This window comes from Halomonas sp. B23F22_3 (assembly GCF_043496965.1).
Taxonomy (GTDB): domain Bacteria; phylum Pseudomonadota; class Gammaproteobacteria; order Pseudomonadales; family Halomonadaceae; genus Halomonas.
Map to the genome: position 1 here is coordinate 480482 of NZ_JBIEKG010000004.1, position 23125 is coordinate 503606.

The 23125-nt window shown below is 68.7% G+C and carries 17 protein-coding genes; 6 read left to right on the forward strand and 11 right to left on the reverse strand.

Going from position 1 to position 23125, the window contains the following annotated elements:
• Positions 1-31: 31 nt before the first annotated feature.
• From ACGTNG_RS11445 to sstT, 5 genes are all read right to left on the reverse strand, one after another.
• Positions 32-1210 carry a M20 aminoacylase family protein gene (locus ACGTNG_RS11445; protein WP_394577135.1) on the reverse strand — a complete coding sequence of 393 codons (1179 nt, stop codon included), beginning with the start codon at positions 1208-1210 and terminating at the stop codon, positions 32-34.
• An 8-nt stretch (positions 1211-1218) separates the two neighbouring features.
• Complete coding sequence (locus ACGTNG_RS11450) at positions 1219-2529, reverse strand: DUF3100 domain-containing protein (protein ID WP_394577137.1); 1311 nt, start codon at positions 2527-2529, stop codon at positions 1219-1221.
• 264 nt (positions 2530-2793) lie between these two features.
• Positions 2794-4011 (reverse strand): GGDEF domain-containing protein, encoded by a 1218-nt coding sequence (locus ACGTNG_RS11455; protein WP_394577138.1) that lies wholly within the window; start codon positions 4009-4011, stop codon positions 2794-2796.
• Positions 4008-4505, reverse strand: a complete 498-nt coding sequence (locus ACGTNG_RS11460) for a molybdopterin-dependent oxidoreductase (protein ID WP_394577140.1) — start codon at positions 4503-4505, stop codon at positions 4008-4010. The genes ACGTNG_RS11455 and ACGTNG_RS11460 overlap by 4 nt, the downstream gene beginning before the upstream one ends.
• 294 nt (positions 4506-4799) lie before the next feature.
• A complete protein-coding gene (gene sstT / locus ACGTNG_RS11465; RefSeq protein WP_394577142.1) occupies positions 4800-6023 on the reverse strand; it encodes a serine/threonine transporter SstT in 1224 nt (407 codons plus the stop codon).
• A gap of 523 nt (positions 6024-6546) precedes the next feature.
• Between sstT and ACGTNG_RS11470 the strand changes: the two genes are divergently transcribed.
• From ACGTNG_RS11470 to ACGTNG_RS11480, 3 genes are read left to right on the forward strand one after another with little or no spacing between them, the layout of a single operon-like run.
• Positions 6547-8136: a glucan biosynthesis protein G gene (locus tag ACGTNG_RS11470; RefSeq protein ID WP_394577143.1), complete on the forward strand. Its 1590-nt coding sequence runs from the start codon at positions 6547-6549 to the stop codon at positions 8134-8136.
• The gene (gene mdoH / locus ACGTNG_RS11475; protein ID WP_394577144.1) at positions 8129-10708 is read left to right on the forward strand and encodes a glucans biosynthesis glucosyltransferase MdoH; all 2580 of its coding nucleotides are present in this window, start codon (positions 8129-8131) and stop codon (positions 10706-10708) included. Before ACGTNG_RS11470 ends, mdoH begins: the two co-directional genes overlap by 8 nt.
• Entirely contained in the window at positions 10705-12018 is a 1314-nt protein-coding gene (locus tag ACGTNG_RS11480; protein WP_394577145.1) for an acyltransferase family protein, read from the forward strand. The genes mdoH and ACGTNG_RS11480 overlap by 4 nt, the downstream gene beginning before the upstream one ends.
• A 76-nt stretch (positions 12019-12094) precedes the next feature.
• Here ACGTNG_RS11480 and ACGTNG_RS11485 read toward each other — a convergent pair whose 3' ends face one another.
• From ACGTNG_RS11485 to ACGTNG_RS11500, 4 genes are all read right to left on the reverse strand, one after another.
• Positions 12095-13834, reverse strand: coding sequence for an isocitrate/isopropylmalate family dehydrogenase (locus ACGTNG_RS11485; protein ID WP_394577146.1), 1740 nt, complete (start codon positions 13832-13834; stop codon positions 12095-12097).
• A 118-nt stretch (positions 13835-13952) separates the two neighbouring features.
• Positions 13953-14282, reverse strand: coding sequence for a YnfA family protein (locus ACGTNG_RS11490; protein WP_394577147.1), 330 nt, complete (start codon positions 14280-14282; stop codon positions 13953-13955).
• A 1-nt stretch (position 14283) separates the two neighbouring features.
• Positions 14284-15540, reverse strand: coding sequence for a threonine ammonia-lyase (locus tag ACGTNG_RS11495; RefSeq protein WP_394577148.1), 1257 nt, complete (start codon positions 15538-15540; stop codon positions 14284-14286).
• A gap of 18 nt (positions 15541-15558) precedes the next feature.
• Positions 15559-16158 (reverse strand): gamma-glutamylcyclotransferase, encoded by a 600-nt coding sequence (locus ACGTNG_RS11500; protein ID WP_394577149.1) that lies wholly within the window; start codon positions 16156-16158, stop codon positions 15559-15561.
• Positions 16159-16358: 200 nt separating this feature from the next.
• Here ACGTNG_RS11500 and ACGTNG_RS11505 point away from each other — a divergent pair, with 200 nt between their 5' ends.
• Together ACGTNG_RS11505 and ACGTNG_RS11510 are read left to right on the forward strand one after the other, a co-directional pair.
• The gene (locus ACGTNG_RS11505) at positions 16359-16829 is read left to right on the forward strand and encodes a phosphatidylglycerophosphatase A family protein (RefSeq protein WP_394577150.1); all 471 of its coding nucleotides are present in this window, start codon (positions 16359-16361) and stop codon (positions 16827-16829) included.
• A gap of 125 nt (positions 16830-16954) precedes the next feature.
• A complete protein-coding gene (locus ACGTNG_RS11510) occupies positions 16955-17518 on the forward strand; it encodes a type 1 glutamine amidotransferase domain-containing protein (RefSeq protein ID WP_394577151.1) in 564 nt (187 codons plus the stop codon).
• 169 nt (positions 17519-17687) lie between these two features.
• Here the strand turns inward: ACGTNG_RS11510 and ACGTNG_RS11515 are convergent, their stop codons facing one another.
• Both ACGTNG_RS11515 and ACGTNG_RS11520 read right to left on the reverse strand, forming a co-directional pair.
• Positions 17688-20261 carry a sensor domain-containing phosphodiesterase gene (locus tag ACGTNG_RS11515; RefSeq protein ID WP_394577152.1) on the reverse strand — a complete coding sequence of 858 codons (2574 nt, stop codon included), beginning with the start codon at positions 20259-20261 and terminating at the stop codon, positions 17688-17690.
• 102 nt (positions 20262-20363) lie between these two features.
• On the reverse strand, positions 20364-22301 hold the full coding sequence (locus ACGTNG_RS11520; RefSeq protein WP_394577153.1) for a metallophosphoesterase family protein: 1938 nt from the start codon (positions 22299-22301) through the stop codon (positions 20364-20366).
• A gap of 121 nt (positions 22302-22422) precedes the next feature.
• On the opposite strand from ACGTNG_RS11520, the gene ACGTNG_RS11525 reads away from it, so the two are divergent.
• Positions 22423-22989 (forward strand): NnrU family protein, encoded by a 567-nt coding sequence (locus tag ACGTNG_RS11525; RefSeq protein ID WP_394577154.1) that lies wholly within the window; start codon positions 22423-22425, stop codon positions 22987-22989.
• The last annotated feature ends 136 nt before the right edge of the window (positions 22990-23125 follow it).

The window sequence follows — 23125 nt, forward strand, 5'->3', positions numbered from 1 at the left end:
GCGGTGTCGCTCGGTAGGGGAGCGGCGGGAGTCAGCGCGCCGGGCGTTCGCCGAGCAATTGCTGCACCAGCTGCACCCAGTAGTCGACGCCGAGCGGCGTCAGCCGGTCGTCGAAGTCGTAGTGCGGGTTGTGCAGCGCCGCGCTCTCCTCGCCGTTGCCGAGCCAGATGTAGGCGCCGGGGCGGGCGTTGAGCATGAAGGCGAAGTCCTCGGAGGCCATGCTCGGCGGCAGGTCGCGGTGCACCCGGGTGATGCCGGGCAGCGAGTCGAGGACCTCCGCGCAGCGCTCGGCATGCTCGGGCACGTTGATGGTCGCCGGGTAGCGGGGCTGATAGTCGAGATTCGCGCTCAGGCCGTGGAAGCGGGCCAGCGACTCGACGGCCTCCTGGAAGCGCTGCTGCAGGTGCGCGCGCAGCGGCTCGTCGAAGCAGCGCAGGGTGCCGCGCAGCTCGACCGTCTCTGGAATCACGTTGAAGGCGTCGCCGGCATGGAACTGGGTCACGCTCAGCACCGCCGTCTGGTGGGCCGGCGTCTCGCGGCTGATCAGCCCCTGCAGCTGGGTGACCAGCTGGCAGGCGGCGAGGATCGCATCGGTGCCCAGGTGCGGCATGGCGGCGTGGCACCCCTTGCCCGAGAGGGTCAGGGTGAAGACATCGAAGGCCGCCATCACCGCGGTGTCGTGGACCGCCGCCTCGCCGACGGCGAGCCCCGGCCAGTTGTGCACGCCGTAGACGGCCTCCATCGGGAAGCGCTCGAAGAGCCCCTCCTCGACCATCACCCGGCCGCCGCCCTCGCTCTCCTCCGCGGGCTGGAAGATGAAGTGGACGCGGCCGGCGAAGTCGGGATCGCTTGCCAGCCGGCAGGCGGCGCCGAGCAGCATGGTGGTGTGGCCGTCGTGGCCACACGCATGCATCTTGCCGGGGGTGCGCGAGGCGTGGGCGGCGTCGCTCGACTCGGTGACGTCCAGGGCGTCGATGTCGGCGCGCAGGCCGATGCTCGGTCCCGGGCCGCGCCGTCCCTCGAGGCTCGCGACGATGCCGGTGCCGCCGCCCAGGCCGGTGACGATGTCGAGCCCGGCCTCGGTGAGGATCTCGGCGATGCGCCGACTGGTGCGGTGCTCCTCGAAGGCGGTCTCCGGGTGCCGGTGGAAGTCGTGGCGCCAGGTGCGCAGCGTGTCGGCGTCGGGGGCGGAAAGCGCAGTGTCGGTCATGGTCGGGCTCACAGCAGCAGGTCGGCGATCAGGGCGGAGGCGAGGAAGGTGCCGGTGAAGACGAGCATCGCGATGATCACGAGCTTCCAGCCGGCCTTGCGGAACATGCCGAGCTCGCGCGGGCTCAGCGCCAGGCCGGCGTAGGCCAGCACCGGCGTCACGATGGCCAGAAAGTTCACGGCGGCGAGCTGCTCGGTCAGCCAGGCGTTGCCCGGGAACCAGGGCAGCGTCATCACGATGCTGACCAGCGATACCCAGGCCACGCCCGGCAGGTAGAAGGGCGCGAAGCGAGTGATGACGAGGCCGATCATGGTCATGGCGTAGAGGATCAGCATGCCCGGCAGGGCGGTGATCAGGTCGGCGCCGTTGACGGTGTTGGCCACCCAGCCCACCACGCAGGCGGCGGCCATGGCCAGGGCGGTCTTCGGCAGGTTGCGCTCGGGGCGCTCCTCTTCCGGGGCATCGCTCGACGCGTCGTCGGCGCTGAGTCCGCCGGTGACCTGGGCGCCCACGGCCTTGGCCTGGCGCTTGCCGGCGGTCAGCAGGGTGTAGAGCTTCTCGGCGACGGGCAGGGCGATGAACAGCGACAGGTAGAGGCCCGTGGCGTAGGTCATCAGGTTGCTGGCGCCGGCGAAGGCCAGCAGCTCGTCCTTCATCTCGGGCAGGGTGCCGGCGATGGCCGCCGAGCAGGCGGCGACCATGCTGCCGCTGCCCACGCCGCAGGCCATGGCCAGGGCGCGCGGATCGAAGAGTTCCAGCGAGGTGAGGTAGCCCGCCATCAGCGCGAACCACAGGGTGCCGAACATGGTGCCCACCACGTAGGTGCCCATGACGCCGACGCCTTCCGGGCCCTTGAGGCCGTACTTGTCGGAGATGACGGCGATGTTGGGCTCGCGGGCGATGGAGTAAGTGGCGCCGATCGCCTCGCGGCCCATCTTGAACACCAGCACCGCCAGCGGCATGGCGATCAGCATGGTGCCGAGGTTACCGAGCTCCTGCAGGATCAGCGCGGGACCGGCGTCGATCAGGTCCTCGATGGCCGGGCCGATGGTCGAGCCGAAGCGGGCGATGAACGGCATGATCGACAGCAGGATCAGCGGCCCGGCGGCATGGCTGACCCGGGAGGGAACGAACTTCCCGGCGGTGCGTGTCACGTTGGGGTTGAGCAGCACGCCGAGGATGAAGGCGTAGAAGAGCGGCAGCAGCAGCAGGGTGCCGGGCCCCAGCGGCAGGCGCTGGATGCCGATGAATTCGGAGAGCAGGGCGGTCACGACGACCAGCGCATGCAGGCGCCAGTCGAGCAGGCTTGAGAGGGGCATGAAGCGTCCTTATTCGGATGGAGTTGTAGTTTTGCTTTATCAGCACCGTCGCCACCCGAGTATTGAAAACACCCATGCGCTAATGAAAGACGGATCGTGTACTGATTTTTAGACCATTCGTGACAGGCCTGGCGGCAGCTGCCAAGGCGGGAGGTCAAAGGGGCGGGGAACGATCGCGCCCTGCGCCGTGCTTAAGCGCCGGTGCGGCGAAGGAAGGCATCGAGGGGAAGCCTCGCCGCGGGGAAGGAAGCCAGGCGGCGTCGCCTATGGCGCGGTGCGTCGCTTAGGCTCGTCCAGCTCGTCGTCGTCCGGGGGCGCGTCTTGACGTGGCACGCCCGCCAGGGCGTCGCTTGAGACCACGCGATCCCGGCCGGCCTCCTTGGCGCCATAGAGGCGACGATCGGCACGGGTATAGAGGTGTTCGAAGCTGTCGCCCTGCTGGGCCTCGCTCAGGCCGATGCTGACGGTGAGTCGATGGTCGCCGGCCACGGCGGGCAGCGGCATGGCGCGGGTGGCCGCGAGGATCCGTTCGGCGAGCAGCCGCGCGGCCTGGCCATCCGTGTTTGGCAGCAGCACCGCGAACTCCTCGCCGCCCATGCGCGCCAGGGTATCCAGGCGCCGCACCTGGTGTTGCAGGGTATCGGCGAAGGAGGAGAGCACCTCGTCGCCCACCGGGTGGCCATAGGTGTCGTTGACGTGCTTGAAGTGATCCAGGTCGAGGAGCATCAGGCAGAGCGGCGCGGGGTGGCGCCGGCGACGGGCAAACTCCTGTTCGGCCACCTCCTGCAGTCGCCGTCGGTTATAGAGACCGGTCAGCATGTCGGTCTGGCTCTGGAAGCGCATCATGTCTCGCTGGCGCTGCAGGCGCAGCATCATCAGCATCGCCGCGCCAACGGCGGCCACCACCATCAACAGCAGAGCGACCACCGCGACGGTGAGCCATTCCATCAGTTGGCGTTGGCCGGCGGAGGCGTTCTGCACCAGCAGGCTGAGCTCGCTGTAGCTCCAGGCGAGCCCCGCCTCGACCTCCAGCCCGAGCTCGCGCAGCGCAGCGATCTCCTCACCGTCGAGCCCATCGCGCTGAGCCCGGGTGAAGCGGGCCAGCAGGGTCGCGATACGCTCCTGGACCAGGGTCATTTCGTCGATCAGCGGCGCGTAGGCCTGGCGGGGCAGGTCGCTGCGCAGGATCTGGACCCGGAGGTTCTCGATGCGCCGGGGAATGCGCAGCAGCAGCTCGCCCAGCTCCTCCTGGTGGGTCTGATGATCCGGATGGTCGTCGTCGAGACGCATCAGGGCCGTCAGCAGCTCCTTCGGATCTTCCTGGGAGCGGACCACGTCGGCGACCATGGCGGTATAGTCGGCGCCGACGTGCTGTCGCGCCTGGGCGGCATAGTAGACGATCGCCGCGGCGCATACCGAGGCGATCAGGCCGAAGGCCAGCAGCAGGCGACGGCGCAGCGCCCTGCCCGGGGCGGTCGTCATCTCGCGCGGATTTCCTCGAGCGCCCAGATCCAGCGGTTCATCGGCACCGTGCCTTCCAGTACGGCCTCGGCGTCCTCGGGTACCACCAGCATCAGCGGGCCGAGCCGGTCTACCCCGATCGGCTCGCCGTCGAGCCGCGTCGCCAGCAGGTAGTCCTTCTCCTGGCGCTGGTCGAGGGTGAGGAAGGTGGTGTAGCCGTCATCGGCGATGAAGCGCACGCGACGCGCGTCCTCCATGTCGTTCGCCGCCAGGAAGGCATTCAGCCAGACGCCCGAGAAGCGGCCCTCGGGGCCTTCGGGGTGCTGCATCTGGACGTGGTGCAACTCGTCGGTGGCCTCGATCGCCTCCAGCGTGAGTCGTTGGCGCTCGCCCTCCTGGTCGAGGGTCAGGACCGGATCGTACGGGGCGACACCTTCGGCGGCGTGAGCGCTCAGGGGAAGCAGCAGCGACAGCCACAGGAGAGGGTGAAGTGAAGAGCGCAGGAGGGAGAGCATGGCGTTGGCGCTTCCTGTGTGATCGTGGGGGGCCGGCCTCCGATCGCTCGAGACCGGTTACGAAATGTATCTACCTGCCCCTACTATCTTAAATGACGCCGATGCTGTCTATCTTCAGTCGTGATGTTGCCTCAACGTTATCACTCTGAAGAGTGATTTATTGATTCATATTAAGAGTGGGAAAACTCATGCCTGCGACAGGCGGGGGGACGCGGAAGGCGCTGGCGAGGCGGGGACAAAGTGGGCGCCGATGGCGCGCGGCCCCGTGACGATCACGGGGCCGCGGCGGGAGGATCAGGCCTGAGCGTTCTCCTCGCGGCGGCAGGCGGCCGCGGTGAACAGCACGTCGGTGGACGAGTTCAGCGCCGTCTCGGTGGAGTCCTGCACCACGCTGATCACGAAACCGATCGCCACCACCTGCATGGCCACGTCGGTGGAGATACCGAACAGGTTACTGGCCATGGGAATCAGCAGCAGTGAGCCGCCGGCCACGCCGGAGACGCCGCAGGCGGCCAGTGCCGAGACGATGCACAGCAGCAGGGCGGTGGGGAAGTCGACGCCGATACCCAGGGTATGGGCGGCGGAGAGCGTGATCACGGTGATGGTGATGGCCGCGCCGCACATGTTGACCGTCGCGCCCAGCGGGATCGAGATGGCGTAGGTGTCGGCATGCAGCTTCAGGCGCTTGCACAGCTCCAGGTTGACCGGGATGTTGGCCGCCGAGCTGCGCGTGAAGAAGGCGGTGATGGCGCTGCCGCGCAGGCAGGTAAAGACCAGCGGATAGGGGTTCTCGCGGGTCTGCCAGTAGACGATCAGCGGGTTGGTGACCAGGGCGACGAACAGCATGCAGCCGACGATCACCATCAGCAGGTGGCCATAGTCGAGCAGGGCATTCATGCCGGACTCAGCCAGGGTGTTGGCGACCAGGCCGAAGATGCCCAGCGGGGCGAAGCGGATCACCAGGCGCACGATGTTCGAGACCGCATCGGACAGGTCGCCGAGCAGGGTACGGGTGGCGTCGCTGGCCTGGCGCAGCATGATGCCAAGGCCGATGGCCCACACCAGGATGGCGATGAAGTTGCCTTCCATGATCGCCGTGACCGGGTTGGCGACGGCGTTGAGCAGCAGGTTCTGGAGGATCTCGATGATGTCACCGGGCGGGTTGCCGCTGACCTCGGGGCGATCCAGCGCCAGGGTGGTGGGAAACGCGAAGCTCGCCGCCACGGCCACCAGGGCGGCGACCAGGGTGCCGATCACGTAGAGCACCATCACCGAGCGGATGTGGGTCGGTTGCCCCTTCTGGTGGCTGGCGATGGCCGCGGTCACCAGGATAAACACCAGGATCGGGGCGACCGCCTTGAGGGCGGAGATGAACAGCTGGCCCAGCAGCGAGACCGATTGGGCCGTGTCCGGCGCGAGCGTGGCGAGCAGGATGCCGCAGACGATGCCGATGGCGATCTGGGGGATCAGCCCCAGTCGGATCAGCGGGCGGCCGAGGGTTTGCAGGGTGGCGATCATGGAGGATCTCTCGGAATTGTAATGGGCGGACAGACGCCTCCCTGCGGGACGACTCGAACGGTCGCGTCGGCGGTGCCGATAAGCACAGTGACGCGCCGCGCGAACCGCCCCAGGCGGGTAGCCGGGACAGGGGACGTCTGCGTGGCGCGCGAGATTCTATCAATGTTCGCGCTCTTATTGGGTGGCTTTTCTGTCGGAAGGGCGCTCAGTGGCGAAGAACTCTGCAATAGCGCCCAGATCTCCCTGCTGTCTTTATTTAGAGACAGTTATTTATTAGGAAGACTCGATGCTACGTCCGCGCACGCGTGAGGCGCTGAACCTTGGGGGGCCTCCGCCAGTCGCAAACGACGGGAACCACCTTGCCGAGGCGGCCGTCCGCGGCATGCAGCCGTTGAAGGCGTGACGGGGCGAGGCGGGGGGTCCGAAGGTATCTGCTCGGGAGCACGGACGTTCCCTGAACGTCGCGCTCCGTCGGATCGTCGTCTCGGCCTTGCGACCTTGGCCAATGCAAAGGAGTGTGAAATTGCCAGCATCCATTCGAGTGTCACTGTCTTCGCGCCCGACCGGCCGGCGTGCCCGCCCATGGCTGATGATGAGCCTGATCGGCGTCTTTGGCGGCCTCGCCTCGCCCGCGCTCATGGCCTTCGACTTCGATGACGTGGCGAAGAGGGCCAGGTCGCTCTCCGAGTCGGCCTATGAGGCCCCCGAGACGAATCTGCCCGATGCCCTGCGCGAACTCGAGTACGAGGACTACGCGCAGATCCAGTATCGAGGGGAGCAGGCCCTCTGGGCCGACGAGGAACTGCCGTTCCAACTGACCTTCTTCCATGAGGGCATGCACTTCGACAGTGCCGTCAAGGTACATACCGTGTCCGATGACGAGGTGCGCGAGGTGGCATTCGACCCCGCGGCCTTCGACTATGGAGAGCTTTCGATTCCCGAGGAGCAGCTCGAGGGATTGGGCTTCTCTGGTCTCAAGATCCTCAACGCCCTCAACCAAGAGGACATCATGGATGAGGCCATGGTGTTCCAGGGGGCCAGCTACTTCCGCGCTCTGGGACGCGACCAGCAGTACGGGCTCTCGGGGCGCGGCCTGGCCGTCGACACCGCGCTGCAGAGCGGCGAGGAGTTCCCCGCCTTCCGCGAGTTCTGGGTGGTCAAACCGACCTCGGAGAGCCAGTACCTGACGGTATTCGCGCTGCTTGACTCGCCCAGCCTCTCCGGCGCCTACCGCTTCGTGCTGCGTCCGGGGGACGACACCGTGGTGGACGTCAAGTCGCGCCTGTTCCTGCGTCGCGAGGTCGAGAAGCTGGGCATCGCCCCACTGACCAGCATGTATCTGTACGGCCCTGGCCAGCCCTCGGAGAGCCTCAACTATCGGCCGGCCATCCACGACTCCAACGGCCTGCTGGTCCAGGATGCCGTCGACGGCTGGAGCTGGCGGCCACTGGCCAACCCGGCGCGCCTGATGATCGAGGAGGCGCCCGTCGAGTCCCTGGCGGGCTTCGGCCTCTTGCAGCGCAGCCACGACTTCGACGACTACGAGGACCTGGTGGATCGCTACGACCGCCGTCCGAGCACCTGGATCGAGCCCCAGGGCGACTGGGGAGCCGGTGTGGTCGAACTGATCCAGATCCCTACTCCCAACGAGACCAACGACAACATCGTGGCCTTCTGGAAGCCCGAGTCACTGCCGTCGACCGGCGAGCCCCTGGACCTCAGCTACCGGATGCACTGGACCACCACCGAGGCCAAGTTCCTCGATCCCGAGCTGGCGTGGGTCGATGAGACGCGCCGCTCCCAGGGGGAGGTGCGCCGCAATGACCTGGTGCGCGAGCCGGACGGCAGTCTCGCCTTCGTGCTCGACTTCAAGGGGCCGGTGCTCGAGGGCTATCAGGCCGACGATGGTCTCGCGGTGGAGGCCAGCGTCGGCGACAACGGCGAGCTGGTCGAAAGCCGAGCCGTGCCCAACCCGGCCGAGGGCGGTTGGCGGGTCTTCCTTCGCGTCAAGCGCGCGGACGACGACCGGCCCATGGAGATCCGCGCGACGCTGAAGGATGGTGAGGCGCCCCTGTCGGAGACCTGGACCTACCGGCTGCCCGCCCATGGCTGATCGTCAATGTCCCGCCGATCGTGCCGCCGAGTACCTGGAGAGCCTGGCCTTCGAGGCCGCCTCGCCTGAGTCGCGCCGCGAGCTGATGGCCAGTGAGCTCGATGCCGAGGGGCTGGCGGCCCTCCACGAGGGCCTCAGCCGACAGCCGGCGCTGGAGGAGGACCCCGCCGCGGTGTCGGTGGGGCCGCGGCTGGCGCTGGGTTACCCCTCGCCGCCGCTGGCCCCGTCGCCACCGCTGGTGACCGACGCCCGGGGCATCACCCGGCTGTGCACCATGCCGCCGCTGGCCCGGACCCCCCTGGCGCCGGAGCCCTGGGCGAAGGGGCCGCTGACCCGCTGGTCGCGTCGCTTGTGGCGCGGCATGACCGGCACTGGCTCCAGCGCTGGCCCCGCCCGCCATGGCCGCATGCCCCACTGGCAGCGGGTTGGCCGGCTGCGGCGGTGGGTGCTGCTGGTGCTGACGGTCGGCCAGAGCCTGGTGGCCATGGATTACATGCGCTCGGTACTGCCCTACCAGGGCACCCGGCCGCTGGAGATCGCCATCCTGGCGCTGTTCGTGCTGCTGTTCAGCTGGGTGTCGGCGGGGTTCTGGACGGCCCTGATGGGTTTCTTCCAGCTGCTGCGCGGGCGCGACCGCCATGTGATCGATAGCGGCGAGGTGGATGACAGCACGCCGCCCGATCCCGGCGCCCGCACCGCCCTGGTCGTGCCCATCTGCAACGAGGACGTGCCCCGGGTGTTCGCCGGCGTGCGCGCCACCCTGGAGTCGTTGCGCGATACCGGGCAGGAGGCGGCCTTCGACCTCTACATCCTCAGCGACACCAGCGACCCCGACGTGGCCATCGCCGAGACCCATGCCTGGCTGGCGCTATGCCGGGAGCTCGGTGCCTTCGACCGGGTCTTCTATCGCCGCCGCCAGCGCCGGGTCAAGCGCAAGAGCGGCAACCTCGATGACTTCTGCCGTCGCTGGGGGCGCAACTATCGCTACATGCTGGTGCTGGATGCCGACAGCGTGATGAGCGGCAGCTGCCTGACCCGGCTGGTGCGCCTGATGGAGGCCAACCCCGAGGCCGGCATCATCCAGACCGCGCCGAAGGCGTCCGGGCGGCACAACCTCTACGCGCGGATGCAGCAGTTCGCGACCCGGGTCTACGGGCCGCTGTTCACCGCCGGGCTGCATTTCTGGCAGCTGGGCGAGGCGCACTACTGGGGGCACAACGCCATCATCCGCATGGCGCCCTTCATGCGCCACTGCCTGCTCTCGCCGCTGCCCGGCAAGGGGGCGCTGTCCGGCGAGATCCTCTCCCACGACTTCGTCGAGGCCGCCCTGATGCGCCGTGCCGGCTGGGGGGTGTGGATCGCCTACAACCTCCCGGGCAGCTACGAGGAGATGCCGCCCAACCTGCTCGACGAGCTCAACCGGGACCGCCGCTGGTGCCACGGCAACCTGATGAACTTCCGACTGTTCCTGGCCCGCGGTATCCACCCCGTGCACCGGGCGGTCTTCCTCACCGGGCTGATGTCCTACCTCTCCGCGCCGCTGTGGTGCCTGTTCCTGATCCTCTCCACGTCCCTGCTGGCGGTGCATACCCTGGGCACGCCCCAGTACTTCCCCGAGCCGGGAATGATGTTTCCGGTCTGGCCGCAGTGGAAACCGGGGCTGGCGGTGGGACTCTTCACCGCCACGGCGACCCTGCTGTTCCTGCCCAAGGTGCTCAGCGTGATCCTCATCAGCCGGCAGGGTGCCCGGGAGTTCGGCGGCGCCGGCAGGGTCTGGCTGAGCATGGTGGTGGAGTCGCTCTTCTCCATGCTGATGGCCCCGGTGCGCATGCTCTTCCATACCCGCTTCGTGCTCGCGGCCCTGCTGGGACGGGGCATCCAGTGGCGCTCGCCGTCCCGCGACAACAGCGACACGACCTGGGGGGACGCCGTGCGCAACCATGGCGTCCAGACCCTGATCGGTGCCGTCTGGGCGGCCGGGGTCTATTACCTCGAGCCGACCTTCCTGTGGTGGCTGGCGCCGATCGTCGGCGCGCTGATGGTCTCCATCCCGGTGTCGGTCTTCTCGAGTCGGGTGTCGCTGGGCCTGCGCAGCCAGCGGGCGCGGCTGTTCCGGATCCCCGAGGAGACCCGTCCGCCGCGGGTGCTGCGGCGCATGGTGCGCCACCTGAAGTGGATGACGCGCTGGCCCGCCTCGCCGACCTTCATCCAGACGGTGGTCGATCCGGTGGCCAATGCCCTGGGCTGTGCGTTGGCCACCAGCCGCCATGGCCACTCGGCGCTGCTGCAGCGGCGCCGCGAGGAGCGGGTGGCCGCGGCGGCGGCCAGCGACCCCCGCCAGCTGCCCTCGGCCGAGCGGCTGCGCCTGCTCGACGACCCGGTGCTGCTGTCGATGCTGCATTTTCGGGTGTGGGACGAGCCGGACGCCCATCCCGCCTGGCGTGAGCTAGGCCTGCCGCGGGCACCGAGCCTGAAGGTGCCGGGCCGGAGCCGAGAGGTCGGCGGTGAGTCGGGCCTCGTCAAGGGGGCGAGGCCGAGGGTGCCGGAGCCGAGCCCGGAGGCCACCGGATGAGTGGCCTGGCCGCCGACCGGTCGCGTGATCAGGCGTCACGCGACCGGGGCAAGGCGCCGACCAAGGAGCGCTTCATCGGCCTGGAGTGGCTGCGCTTCGTGCTGGGGCTGTACATCGTCATCTTCCACACGCTGCACAACTACCCGTCGATCTCGGGCTGGTCGCACTACATCACGGATATCGGGTTCTTCTCGACCAGCTCCTTCTTCGTGCTCTCGGGCTTTCTGCTGGCGCACGTCTACCTGGATCACCACCAGTCGCTGCGCGAGCCGGCCCGCAGCTTCTGGATAAAGCGCTTCGCGAACCTCTACCCGATCCATATCGGCGCGCTGCTGCTGGCCATGCTGGTGTCGACCGTCGTGGGCAAGCTGGCCATCACCCCGGAGGACGCCGCCGCCTCGATCCGCTTCGTGATCTACGACGTCAACAACGACCTGGGGCAGACCGATCCCGAGGCCCTGCGCCATTACATGAGCGACACCGAGCTGGGGGTCAACCTGGCGCTCAATGCGACCCTGCTGCATGCCTGGAACCCCCTGTACCTGACCTTCAACCCGCCGTCCTGGTCGATCTCGGCGCTGATGTTCTTCTACCTGGTCTTCCCCTGGGCGGCGCCGCGGCTGTTCCGAGTACGGCACGTGGGCCGTGCCCTGGCGCTGACCAACCTGCTCTACCTGCTGCCGCCCCTGCTGGTCATCGCCCTGACCGACTTCGGCCTGCCCGAGACGGGGATCCTGCATCGCAATCCCCTGATCCGCCTGCCCGAGTTCATCGCCGGGATCCTGCTCTGCGTGCTCTACTCGCGCTGGCGGCGGACCGGCTACCGGCCGGGGCGGGGCCTGTGCCTGGCGATGGCGCTGTGGGTGGTCGTCTCGGTGGTCGGGGCGTTATGGCTGCTGGGCCAGGGGCACGCCTGGTATTACCTGCTGCACAACGGCCTGCTGCTGCCGGCGCAGCTGATGCTGATCCTGCTGATGACTCGGGTACCGTCGCCCGCGGATCCCCGGCTGCGACGGCTGGCCAGGCGCCTGGGGGGCGCCTCGTTACCGATGTTCGCGCTGCACGTGCCGCTCTACGTGATCTTCACCCGGGTCGAGCGGGTCCACGCCGGCGAGCCTTCCCGCTGCGTCACTGACCTGCGTGGCTGCCTGGACGCCGCCGGGGACAGCTCACTGTGGCTATACCCGGTCTTCCTGCTGGCCACCGTGGTGTTCTGCATGATGTTCCAGGAGCGCTTCGTGCTGCCGCTGCGCACGCGGCTGGGACGGCGGCTCGAGGCGCGCCTGATGCCCGCGACTCGGCTCGGCTAGGGGAAGGCGACGCCATGCAAGACGCCTCCGGCAGGAGGCGTCGTGAGGGAGAGGGAAGCGGCGTGACGCCGCGTCCTCATTCGGGAAGCCGCTCGGCCACGGCGTCCAGGAAGCCCTGCATATCGACCAGCGTCTCGGCGGCCGGATCGGTGGTCTTGCCCTTGAGGTCGCCGGTGATGACGCCGTCGGCGACGGTGTCGATCAGCGCCGCCTTGAGGCCGGTGGCGTAGTCGACCAGGGCCGCGTTGGCCTCGCGCTCGCCCAGGGTCTCCAGGGCGTTGGCCACGGCGAAGATCAGCGCGGAGGAGTTGAAGTGCGCCTCGCGGCCGTCGCTCTCCAGGTACTTCAGGTAGAGGTCGTGGGCGGTGCCGTGGGGCGCCTCGAAGAGCATGGTGCCGTTCTTGCTCTCGATGATCGAGCTGGCGGTGGCGAGGCTGCCGCCGAGCGCCGCGGAGATGTCCGAGAAGATATCGCCGTCGAGGTTCTGCGCCGGGTAGAGGGCGTTACGCGGCGGGTCGGTGATCATCTTGATGAGCTGCCGTGAGGGCCGCATGATCATGAACGACGGGGGCGGCGTGTCGGCCTTCGCCAGCTCGCGGCGCACGTCGGTGATGGCGGTACTGAAGACGTCGTCGTACTCCATGTACTCGCGCTTGAGGCCGAAGTAGACCTCCTTGTCCTTGCGCGAGGCGTCGCGGAACACCTGGGTGACCCAGTCCTTGATCGCCTCGTGGTCGTTGGACATCAGCAGGATCGGATCGCCCTGCTTGACGTGGCGCGCGTGCTTCTCCTCGCCGTCGACCACCACCTTGAGGATGCCGTCTTCCAGGGCGGGGGCGTTGTAGCTGCCGTACTGGTCGCCGCCGCCGGCGCTCATCCGCGACAGCGAGACGTGGGCCTTGCGCTTGGGAATGCCGTGGACCTTGAGCTGCTCGACCAGCTTGTAGAGCTTGCGGCCGGTGGTGTTGTCCGGCACGCCCCACAGCGCCCGCTCCGGCGGGTTGGCGACGATGCGCGCGGCCTGGGCGTCGATCAGCTCGTAGTGGTAGGAGAGCCCCAGCGCCTCGACCTGGGCGCGGTAGTCGCTCTCGTAGATGCCCTCGATGGCGGCCCGCATCACGCCGTCGTAGCCGGCGATCACGGTGTCCTTGAGGCCCAGGTAGATATCGCGCTTCTCGTCGATGGCGCGCTGGAAGAAGCGGTGCGCCCAGGCCTTGACCTGGTCGATGTCGTTGGTGGCGAGCAGCCAGGGGTCGCCCTTCTTCACCTCGCGGCGGTGCAGCTCCACCGGGTCGCCGCTTTGGCCCACGAACAGCAGCTTGACGATGCCGGTGGCGCTGGAGAGCTCGTTGAAGCTGTCCTTGCTGCCGCCGGTCGTCATGGTGTCGACCTCGATATCGCGGCCGATCCACTCCGGGGTGTTGAACTCCAGGTTGCGGAACTGGATGTCCTCGCGGGTGATGTTGCCGCCGATGCCCTTGCGGATGGCGCCGTTGGGCGACTTGGTGGCCAGCGGGTGCAGCGTGGTGCCGTCGAGCTCCGGGTGCTTGGCCAGCAGTTCGCCCAGCTGGGCGCGGTTCACGGTCATGCCCGCGTTCTTCACGCCCACGCCGTACTGCTTGAGGGCCTCGATGGCATCGATCACCGCCTGGCCGTTGGTGACCAGGCGGTTCTCTGCGGTCAGGTCGATCTCCACGAGGTCGACGTCCAGCCGGGAGGTCACGAAGGTTTCGAGGATGCGCTCGAAGGCCACTTGCGCCATCTCGTCGCCATGCAGGATGACCAGGGGGGCTGACACGTTGATCTTGCTGCTCATCACGCTTCCTTTGGTTGAGGTGATGGGAGGATAGGGGTCACGAATGCATATAGGGTACGCCTGCCGTCGATCCTCTGCCAGAGATCGCCCCGTGGCGGAGGTCGCTCCATGACGGAGATCAGCCCGCGGGCCGGGGCCCGAGCAGGATGACGCCGGCGCCCAGCAGGCACAGGCCCGCCCCGGCGAGGTCCCAGCGATCGGGCAGGCGCTGCTCGACCAGCCATAGCCAGGCCACCGAGGTGGCGATGTAGACCCCGCCATAGGCAGCGTACGCGCGCCCGGCGTAGTCGGCCCCGGAGAGACTCAGCAGCCAGGCGAAGAGCGCCAGGCTGGCGAGCCCCGGCATCAGCCACAGGGCCGACCTGTCCAGCCGCCACCAGGCCCAGACGCTGAAGCAGCCGGCGATCTCGGCCACGGCGGCGGCGACATAGATCGCCAGCGTGGTCATCTCAGTGATGGCCCTCGGGGTCGGTGGCCCAGCGCTCGTCCGGGTGCACCTCGTTGGCGGGCAGCACCGGGTCGTAGCCCTCGGTGCGCAGCGCGGCGATCACCTCGCGGGTGTGGTCGCTGCCCAGTGTCTCCAGGGTGGCCTCCACCTCGGTGGCGCGCAGCGAGAGGTCGGTGAAGGTACGCTGGTGAGCGATCTGGATGACGTTGGCGCGCTGCTCGGCGAGCAGCTGGGTCAGCTCGGCCAGCGAGCCGGGCACGTCGGGGATGCCCACCCGCACCCGCACGATCCGGTTGGAGCGCACCAGGCCGCGCTGGATCACCGAGGAGAGCGCCAGCATGTCGATGTTGCCGCCGCACAGCACCAGCCCCACCTTGCGACCGCGATAGCGCTCGGGGTCGCTGAGCAGGGCGGCGAGCCCCGCGGCGCCGGCGCCCTCGGCCACGCTCTTCTCGATCTCCAGCAGCATCAGGATGGCGCGCTCGATCTCGGGCTCGTCGACCAGCACGATATCGCTGACCAGCTCGCGCACGATCTCCAGCGTCAGCTTGCCGGGCTGCTTCACGGCGATGCCCTCGGCCAGGGTGGCCAGGCCGCAGTGCACCTCCTCGCCGGCCAGCGCCTGCTGCATGGCCGGGAAGCGCTGGGTCTGCACGCCGATCACCTCGATGTCGGGCTTCAGCGCCTTGGCCGCCACGGCGTTGCCGCTGATCAGCCCGCCGCCGCCGATGGGGATCACCAGGCAGTCCAGGTCGGGCTGTGCCTCGAGCATCTCCAGGGCGATGGTGCCCTGACCGGCGATGACCCGCGGGTCGTCGTAGGGGTGCACGAAGACCAGCTGGCGCTCCTCGGCGAGGCGCTGGGCGTAGGCGCCGGCCTCGTCGACGCCATTGCCCTCCAGGTGCACCTCGGCGCCGAAGTCGCGGGTGTTGCGCACCTTGAGGTTGGGGGTGTGGCGGGGCATGACGATGGTGGCGTGGATGCCCAGCCGGGCGGCGTGGTAGGCCACTGCCTGGGCGTGGTTGCCGGCGGACATGGCGATCACGCCCCGCGCCCGCTCCTCGGGCGTCAGCGCGAGCAGGTGGTTCAGCGCGCCGCGCTCCTTGAAGGAGGCGGTGAACTGGTGGTTCTCGAACTTGATGTAGACGTCGCAGCCGGTGAGCCGGGAGAGGGTCGCGGAGCGCAGGCAGGGGGTATGCTCCACGCTGCCCTCGAGGCGGGCGGCGGCCTGGCGGATGTCGTCGAGGGTCACGCTCATGGGAGGATCTTCTCCTTGTTATTCAGGGTCGTGGGGGCAGTCGGCGGCTGCCGGGTGGGGCAGGCGCGCTGCCAGCGCGAACACGTGGGGGTCGTCCACGCCGAGTTCGCGCAGGGCCCGGGCCAGGTGGACCAGGTAGTCGCGATTGGGGCCGCTGGGGCCGTGGGCGACGGCGATCTGTGCGGCGATGGCGTCGAGCGGGGCATCGCCGAGGAAGGCGGCGTTCTCTTCGGTGGCCAGGTAGAGGAGCCCATCGGCGCCCGCCGGCTGGCCACCGTCGTCGAAGTGCAGCCGGGTCAGCTCGCGCAGGTAGCCGTTCTTCTCGCGGACATCCAGCGGGCCGAGCACCTCGGGGGCGATGCGATAGGCCATGCCGTGGCAGATGGCCCCCGGCTCGCGCACCAGGGTGGCCACGCGGCCGGGGGCCTCGGGGGTGCCGCGATGATCGTGGGAGCCCTGCCAGAAGCGTCGCACCCAGCCGTGGACATGGGCGCGGCGACGCTCGAGGAAGGGGAAGTCGGCCTTCCAGATCAGCGAGCCGTAGCCGAACAGCCAGAGCGCGTCTTGGTCGTCGAAGTGGGTCATGCGTCGATTGCGTGCCGTGGTGTCGTGGCTCATGGTCGGTGCGGCAGGGTCCGGTGGATGAACGCTCCATGATGCGTCGCCGGGCGCCGCTTGTCGAAGCCCGATGGCCGACACGGCCGCGGCATGACGCCGGCGTCGACGGCGCGGCGAGCCGGGGGTAAGGTGTCGAGCGTTCGGCGCATGCCGTTTGGTGCATGTCGTTCGATGCCGGCGTTCAGAGACAGGGAGCAGGGATGGAGACGCTATTGATGGCCCTCTCGACGGGGCTTGGCCTGGGGCTCTCGCCCTGGGCCCCGGGCACGATCGGGTCGCTGCTGGGGCTGCCGCTCGCCTGGTGGCTGCTGGGGCGCACGCGGCGGGTGCAGCTCGGCCTCACCGCGGCGCTGCTGGTGGCGGCCATGCCGGTCTGCCATCAGGCCGCGACCGTGCTGGGCTTCAAGGACGACGGGCGCATCGTGCTCGACGAGATCGTCGCCTTTCCGGTGGCGGTGCTCGGTCTGGCCGCGGCGCGCCATCCCGTGGCCCTGGCCGGGGCCTACGTGATCTATCGGTTCTTCGACATCACCAAGCCGCTGCCGGTGAGCATGGCCGAGGCGCTGCCCGGCGGCATCGGCATCGTGCTCGACGACAGCGTGGCCGCGGCCATGACCTGGCTGGTGATGGCCGGTGGGCTGATCCTGTGGCGGCGTCGCCATACGCCATGAGACCGGGGATGCATTTCGTTACGTCACGGAGGCTTGTGCTCGCGGATCGCCACCCCGAGGTCATGGGGTGAGGCAGCTGGCCCGAGGTTGCGGGTCAGCGATTCTTCTCCAACAAGGAGTTCACCATGAGCCAACAGGTCGACGGCAAGCGTGTCGCCATCCTCGCCACGCACGGTTTCGAGGAATCCGAGCTGGCGGTACCCCAGGCCAAGCTGGATGCTCAGGGCATCACGGTGGAGATCGTATCTCCCGAGGCCGGGGAAATTCGCGCATGGGCCGAGAGCGAGTGGGGCGAAACCTACGAGGTCGACAGGTCCCTCGATGAGGCCAACTCTACCGACTACCATGCCCTGGTCTTGCCCGGAGGTCTCTTCAATCCCGACGCCCTCCGGCAGGACTCCCGTGCGTTGAGCTTCGTGCGGCACTTCTTCGAGGCCGGCAAGCCGGTGGGCGCCATCTGCCATGCGCCCTGGATCCTGATCAATGCCGAGGTCGTCGCCGGACGCACCCTGACCTCCTATCCCTCGGTGATGAAGGATCTCGAGAACGCCGGGGCGAAGTGGGTCGATGACCAGGTCGTTGTCGATAACGGACTGGTCACCAGCCGCAAGCCCCGGGATCTGGATATTTTCTGCCACAAGCTGGTAGAGGAGATCCATGAGGGTCGCCACAAAAACCAGGTGACCTGAACCGGGTCAGGCCTCCTCGTCGGAGTCCCTGTTACGCCTGCCTGTCTCGGCAGGCGTTTTGCATTCTGGCGCACCCGCCCTGCACGGTGTCTTTCACATCGATCGCCTGGCCGCTTGCTGAAGCGTGGAGTGAGCATGATGGCAAGGTCGACCAGGCGTGACCGGACGATCACGCCGTCGGGGGTGGCAGATGCGCCGGCAGTCGCGCCAGGCGATCGAGGGGCACGGCATGCGAGAACAGGAAGCCCTGCAGCAGGTCGCATTGGCGATCCATGAGGTCGCGCCGCTGCTCCGGGGTCTCGATGCCCTCGGCGACCACCTTGAGCCCCAGGTGATGGGCCATGGTGATCACGCCCTGGACGATGGCGGCGTTGTCGCCGTTGTGGGTGATGTCGTGGATGAAGCTGCGGTCGAGCTTGACCTTGCTGATCGGCAGCTGGCGCAGGTAGCGCAGGCTGGAGAAGCCGCTGCCGAAGTCGTCGATCGCCACCTGCACGCCGCGCCGGCGCAGTGCATGCAGCACCTCGATGGCCCGGTCGGTGCCGGACATCAGCACCCCCTCGGTCACCTCGAGCTCAAGTCGCTGGGCCGGCCAGCCGCTGGTCTCGAGGACCTGCTCGACCTGGGCGAGGAAGCCGGCCCGACGGAACTGCAGCGGCGAGATGTTGACGGCCACCGGCAGCGCCGGCCCGCCCTCGGCGTGCAGGCGGGCCATGTCCTGGCAGGCCCGCTGCAGCACCCAGCGCCCGATGGCGACGATCTGCCCGGTCTGTTCGGCCAGCGGGATGAAGAGCCCCGGCGAGATCATGCCCTTCTCGGGATGCTGCCAGCGCACCAGTGCCTCGACGCTGCGCACCTCGCCGGTGCGCGTGTCGACGATGGGCTGGTAGTGCAGCAGGAACTGCCCCTCGCGGATCGCCTCCTGCAGTTCGAGGCGCATCTCGACGTGCTCGCCCATCAGGCTCGCGACCTCGTCGCCGTACCACTGCCAGGTGTTGCGCCCCTGCTGCTTGGCCTCCTGCATGGCGAGGTCGGCGGACTGGAGCAGCTCCGCGGCCTGGCCCAAGGCGTCCTGGTTCGAGGCGATGCCGATGCTGGCGCTGATGTGCAGGCGGTACTCCTCGAGCTCGAAGGGCCGCGACATGGTGTCGAGGATCGCCTCGGCCCTCGCCAGCACGTCCCGCTCGCATTCGACGCTCGTCAACAGCAGGGCGAACTCGTCGCTGCCCAGCCGCGAGGCGATGTCGCCTTGGTCGAGCAGGGCGACGAGACGTTGGGCCACCTGCTCCAGCAGACGATCGCCGACGTGGTGCCCGAGGCCGTCGTTGATCGGCTTGAAGTCGTCCAGGTCGATGTAGAGCAGGGCGAGAAAGTCGTTCTCGCGGCAGGCGCGGCGGTAGTGCTGGGCCAGGCGCGAGACGAACTGCTGACGGTTGGGCAGCCCGGTGAGTGAATCGTGGCTGGCCTGGTGGGCGAGACGATCCTCGTACTCGCGAACTCGCGAGACATCCTGCTGGATGCCGATCATGTGCGTGCAGTGGCCCTCGTCGTCGAGGACGGGACCCAGATAGAGGTGGTTCCAGAACGCCGAGCCGTCCTTGCGATAGTTACGCAGCGTCACCTGGATCTCGCTGCGTTCGGCCACGGCCCGGCGTAGGCGGGCGACCGTCACCGGGTCGGTATCCGGCCCCTGCAGGAAGCGGCAGTTGCGGCCCACGACTTCGTCTCGCGCGTAGCCGGTGAGGTTCTGGAAGGTCTCGTTGACGAAGATCAGCGGCATGTCCGGCAGGCTGGCATCGGCCATGATGACGCCATTGCGGCTGGCGTCGATGCCGCGGGCCAGCAGGCGCAGTTGCTGCTCCTGCGCTCGGCGCCGGGTGATGTCGCGCCCCACGCCGTAGACGCCGACGACCCGGTCATCGACGACGATGGGCAGGTTGGTGACCTCCAGGGTGTAGTCCCGCCCGTCGGCGTCAGTACTCTGGTAGATATGCTGCTGCGTCTCGCCTTGGCAGACACGATTGAAGGCGGTCTCGATGGTGGGCAGATCCTCCGCGGCGACGAAGCCATGGTAGCGCTGCCCCTTGAGCCACGCCTCGCTGAACCCGGTGATGCGCGTTGCCGAGGCGTTGCAGCTGAGAAACCGGCCCTCCAGGTCGAACTCGAACACCGCGTCGGGGTGCTGGGTGAACAGCGAGCGAAAGCGCTGCTCCATCTCGAGGCGTGCCCGGCGATCGCGATGGCGCTCGATGGTCAGGGCGACCAGGCCGGCGGCGCGCTGGAGCTGCGCCTGCTCGTGCTCGCTGGGGGCACGGGGCTTGGTGTGGTAGGTCGCCAGGGTGCCCAGCAGCTCGTCTTCGGCCGAGGTGACCGGTATCGCCCAGCAGGCGGCCAGCCCCTCGTCGCACGCCAGCCCGTGCAGGCCCTGCCAGCGGGGGTCGGTATCGATTCGCTCGGTGATCGCGAGCCGGCGGGTCGCGGCGGCCGCCCCGCAGGTGCCGGCCGGTGCATCGAGCGACACGCAGCGCATGGCCTCTCGAAAGGCCGCCGAGAGGTGCTCGCCCGCGATCAGCTCGAGGGTGCGCCGGTCGGGGTCCCACACTCGGATCGAGACTCGGGTGTCGCCGAGCGGGTACCCGATCACACGTGCGAGGTCCTCGAGGGTGGTTTGCAAGGACGTATCTCGCGCGATCAACGCCTGCACGGCCAGCTGATCGTCCAGTCGTGCGCTCTCGTCCTGCACCGTTCGCTCCTTGTTGACGGCGTGTGAGCAACAGCATCGCAGGACACGCCGGTTCATGCACTCCCTGAATTTCCACTTGGCCGGCCGCGCCGGCGGACGGGGTCAACCGCCGGGCGATCGCTTGTCCGGCTCGGGAAAGCGGACGTCGAAGCCGCGGGCGTCGAGCTGGCGGATGTCGCTGGGGCGGCCCTCGCCGTCGAGCTCCACCAGGCCGATGCCGCAGCCGTTCCAGAGCCGCTCGCCGGCCTTGGCGCGGTCGGGGTCGCGCGGCGAGATCACCATGCGCCGCCGTTTGGTGAGCCAGTTGAGCGGCGAGCGCGGCGCATAGAGCCAGCGGTTCAGGCGGTCGAACCAGTCGAGCAGGGTGTCGGGGAAGGCGTTCTTCACGCCGCTGGAGGTGATCTGCCAGAGCCTCGGCCCCTCGCGGCGGTGGCGGATGCGGATGTCGTAGGCGAAGGAGTAGTGCACGTCGCCGGAGAGGATCACGTAGTGGCCCGGGGTGCGGGAGTGGCGGAAGATGTTCATCATCACGCTCGCCGCGCCGCGGTGGGCCATCCAGTTCTCGGCATCCACCAGCAGCGGCCGGCCGGCCAGGGTGAAGAGCCGCTGGATGGTCTCGATCAGCTTGACGCCGAACATCGGCGCCGGCGAGACGATCACCACCGACGCCGCCCCCAGCATGTTCTGCTGCAGCTCCGAGAGCGCCTCCCAGTCCATCAGGCCGGAGGGGCGCGTGGGGCTGCGCTCGCTGCGCCAGCGCCGGGTGCGGGTGTCGAGGATCACGAGCTTGGGGTCGCCCTCGACCTCGACCTCCCAGCCCTGGAGGCGCAGCAGCCGCTCGATGACGGCGTCCTGCTCCCCGGCGGGCAGCCAGCCCTCGTGGTCGGCGGCGCGCGACAGCAGCGAGGCGGCGTCATCCAGCGGCTCGGCCAGGCGGTCCGGGTCGTTGCCCCAGCCCTGGCAGAGCAGGTAGGCCAGCAGGGCGTTGCCGATGATCCGCTTCGAGAAGGGGTGGCCGTAGGCGGTACTTTCCCAGTCCGCGGTGAGGTTCCAGTCGTCGGTGATGTCGTGGTCGTCGAAGATCATCAGCGAGGGCAGGTGGGCCATCACCCGGGCGGCGGCGGGCAGGCCCGCGGCGAAGCGTTCGATCACTGCCTTCTCGGTGCGAAAGCGCGCGGCGTGCTCCTCGTTCAGCGTCGGCGCCTCCATGTCCACCAGGCGCCACGGGGTCGGCGACCAGGCGAGCAGGTACATGGCGATCACCTCGGCGAAGCTCATCAGGTGATTGTGGGCGTTGGCCGAGGTGAACACCGGCTTGCGCGCCCCGCCGAAGAAGCCCTTGCGCACCTTCTCGCTGCTCTCGGCCTCGGGCAGCAGCGCCTCGCGGCGATAGTAGCCGGCGGGATCGGCGTAGAGCGCCTGGCTGTCGGCCACGGTAGCGCCCTCCAGGGTCTCGTCGAAGAGCCCCAGGCGACGGATCAGGCCGTGGATGGCCACCAGCATCGGGCCGGCCACGTCGTCGGTGTAGACCTGATCCCCGGTCATCAGCAGCCAAGCCGGCCAGGCCTCGGGCGAGGCGCGCCGCTCGGCGAGCCAGGCATCGGCGCGCACCAGGCCGTCCGGGCCGTCGTGGTGGGGGCGACGGCAGGATCCGTGGAGCAGCCGGCCGTGGCGCTCGGCGAGCACGAAGCAGGGGTGCGTCGCGCCCTCGTGCAGCAGGTGGGGCGCCCAGTCGGCGATGCCGGTCGCGCCGGACTCCCCGGGCAGCTTCAGGTCGTAGTCGATGCGCACGCCGCGGGGCAGGGGCGTCTCGAGGGGCACGTCGATCAGGTGCAGCCAGGCATGGCGACCGAGCGGCAGCCGCGTGAGGCGGGAATCGTTGAGTACCAGCCGGCGCGGCGTGTGCCCGGCCGGGTGCAGCATCAGGCTCGGCGCGAGGGGGCGTGAGCCCACCAGCCAGATCACCAGGCGCTCCGCGCTCAGGCGACGCAGGATGGGGCCGGCGAGGACCTCGGGCAGGGGGGCGGTGTCGGAAGACATGGCAGTCCTTTGCATCAATGAGCCGTGGCGGCCGAGTTCACTGGTCGCGGCCGGGTCAACCGACTAGGCTGGCGGCGGCAAGGTTCCCCTTGTCCCTTTCCCCCTGATGGAGACCCTGACCATGACCGTGATGCTGCTCGGCCTGTTGATCTTTCTCGGTGCGCACTCGGTGCGCATCCTGGCTGACGACTGGCGAAGCGCCCAGATCCAGCGAATGGGCGAGCTGCCCTGGAAGGCGGCCTACTCGGTGGTCTCGATCCTCGGCCTGGCCCTCGCGATCTGGGGCTACGGCCAGACGCGCCTGGACCCGGTGTGGGTCTGGCAGCCGCCGCTGGGCCTTCGCCATGCCGTCTCGCTGTTCATGATACCTGCCTTCGTGCTGCTGGTGGCGGCGTATGTGCCGCGCAACCACCTCAAGGCGAAGCTCGGTCATCCGATGATCCTGGCGGTCAAGCTGTGGGCCTTCGCCCACCTGCTGGCCAACGGCCGGCTTTCCGATATCGTGCTCTTCGGCGCCTTCCTGCTGTGGGCGGTGGCCGACTTCCGTGCGGCGCGCCGTCGTCCCCGGCCAGAGATCGCCGCCCCGAGCGCGGTCGGCACCGTCGCCACCGTGGTGATCGGCCTGGCGGCCTACCTCGTGTTCGCCCTCTACCTGCATGCCTGGCTGATCGGCGTGCCGGTGATGTGACCCACCGGCGCGGGCACCCAGCGTCTCTATTGCCGCTTCCGGGGCGCCGCCGACTTGACCCTTGGGCCACCCAAGGGTTTAGCCTTATTCGTCATCCATGGTGGGCCGGGGGCTCCCGGCCCGCCCTTTCGACGAC

Bases quoted from the DNA above. Each gene is read 5' to 3' on its own strand.
- ACGTNG_RS11500 (WP_394577149.1), bottom strand. From the start codon at position 16,158: ATGAGCCACGACACCACGGCACGCAATCGACGCATGACCCACTTCGAC.
- ACGTNG_RS11455 (WP_394577138.1), bottom strand. From the start codon at position 4,011: ATGACGACCGCCCCGGGCAGGGCGCTGCGCCGTCGCCTGCTGCTGGCC.
- ACGTNG_RS11510 (WP_394577151.1), top strand. From the start codon at position 16,955: ATGAGCCAACAGGTCGACGGCAAGCGTGTCGCCATCCTCGCCACGCAC.
- mdoH (WP_394577144.1), top strand. From the start codon at position 8,129: ATGGCTGATCGTCAATGTCCCGCCGATCGTGCCGCCGAGTACCTGGAG.
- ACGTNG_RS11485 (WP_394577146.1), bottom strand. From the start codon at position 13,834: ATGAGCAGCAAGATCAACGTGTCAGCCCCCCTGGTCATCCTGCATGGC.
- ACGTNG_RS11450 (WP_394577137.1), bottom strand. From the start codon at position 2,529: ATGCCCCTCTCAAGCCTGCTCGACTGGCGCCTGCATGCGCTGGTCGTC.
- ACGTNG_RS11480 (WP_394577145.1), top strand. From the start codon at position 10,705: ATGAGTGGCCTGGCCGCCGACCGGTCGCGTGATCAGGCGTCACGCGAC.
- ACGTNG_RS11520 (WP_394577153.1), bottom strand. From the start codon at position 22,301: ATGTCTTCCGACACCGCCCCCCTGCCCGAGGTCCTCGCCGGCCCCATC.
- ACGTNG_RS11445 (WP_394577135.1), bottom strand. From the start codon at position 1,210: ATGACCGACACTGCGCTTTCCGCCCCCGACGCCGACACGCTGCGCACC.
- ACGTNG_RS11460 (WP_394577140.1), bottom strand. From the start codon at position 4,505: ATGCTCTCCCTCCTGCGCTCTTCACTTCACCCTCTCCTGTGGCTGTCG.
- ACGTNG_RS11505 (WP_394577150.1), top strand. From the start codon at position 16,359: ATGGAGACGCTATTGATGGCCCTCTCGACGGGGCTTGGCCTGGGGCTC.
- ACGTNG_RS11490 (WP_394577147.1), bottom strand. From the start codon at position 14,282: ATGACCACGCTGGCGATCTATGTCGCCGCCGCCGTGGCCGAGATCGCC.
- sstT (WP_394577142.1), bottom strand. From the start codon at position 6,023: ATGATCGCCACCCTGCAAACCCTCGGCCGCCCGCTGATCCGACTGGGG.
- ACGTNG_RS11495 (WP_394577148.1), bottom strand. From the start codon at position 15,540: ATGAGCGTGACCCTCGACGACATCCGCCAGGCCGCCGCCCGCCTCGAG.
- ACGTNG_RS11525 (WP_394577154.1), top strand. From the start codon at position 22,423: ATGACCGTGATGCTGCTCGGCCTGTTGATCTTTCTCGGTGCGCACTCG.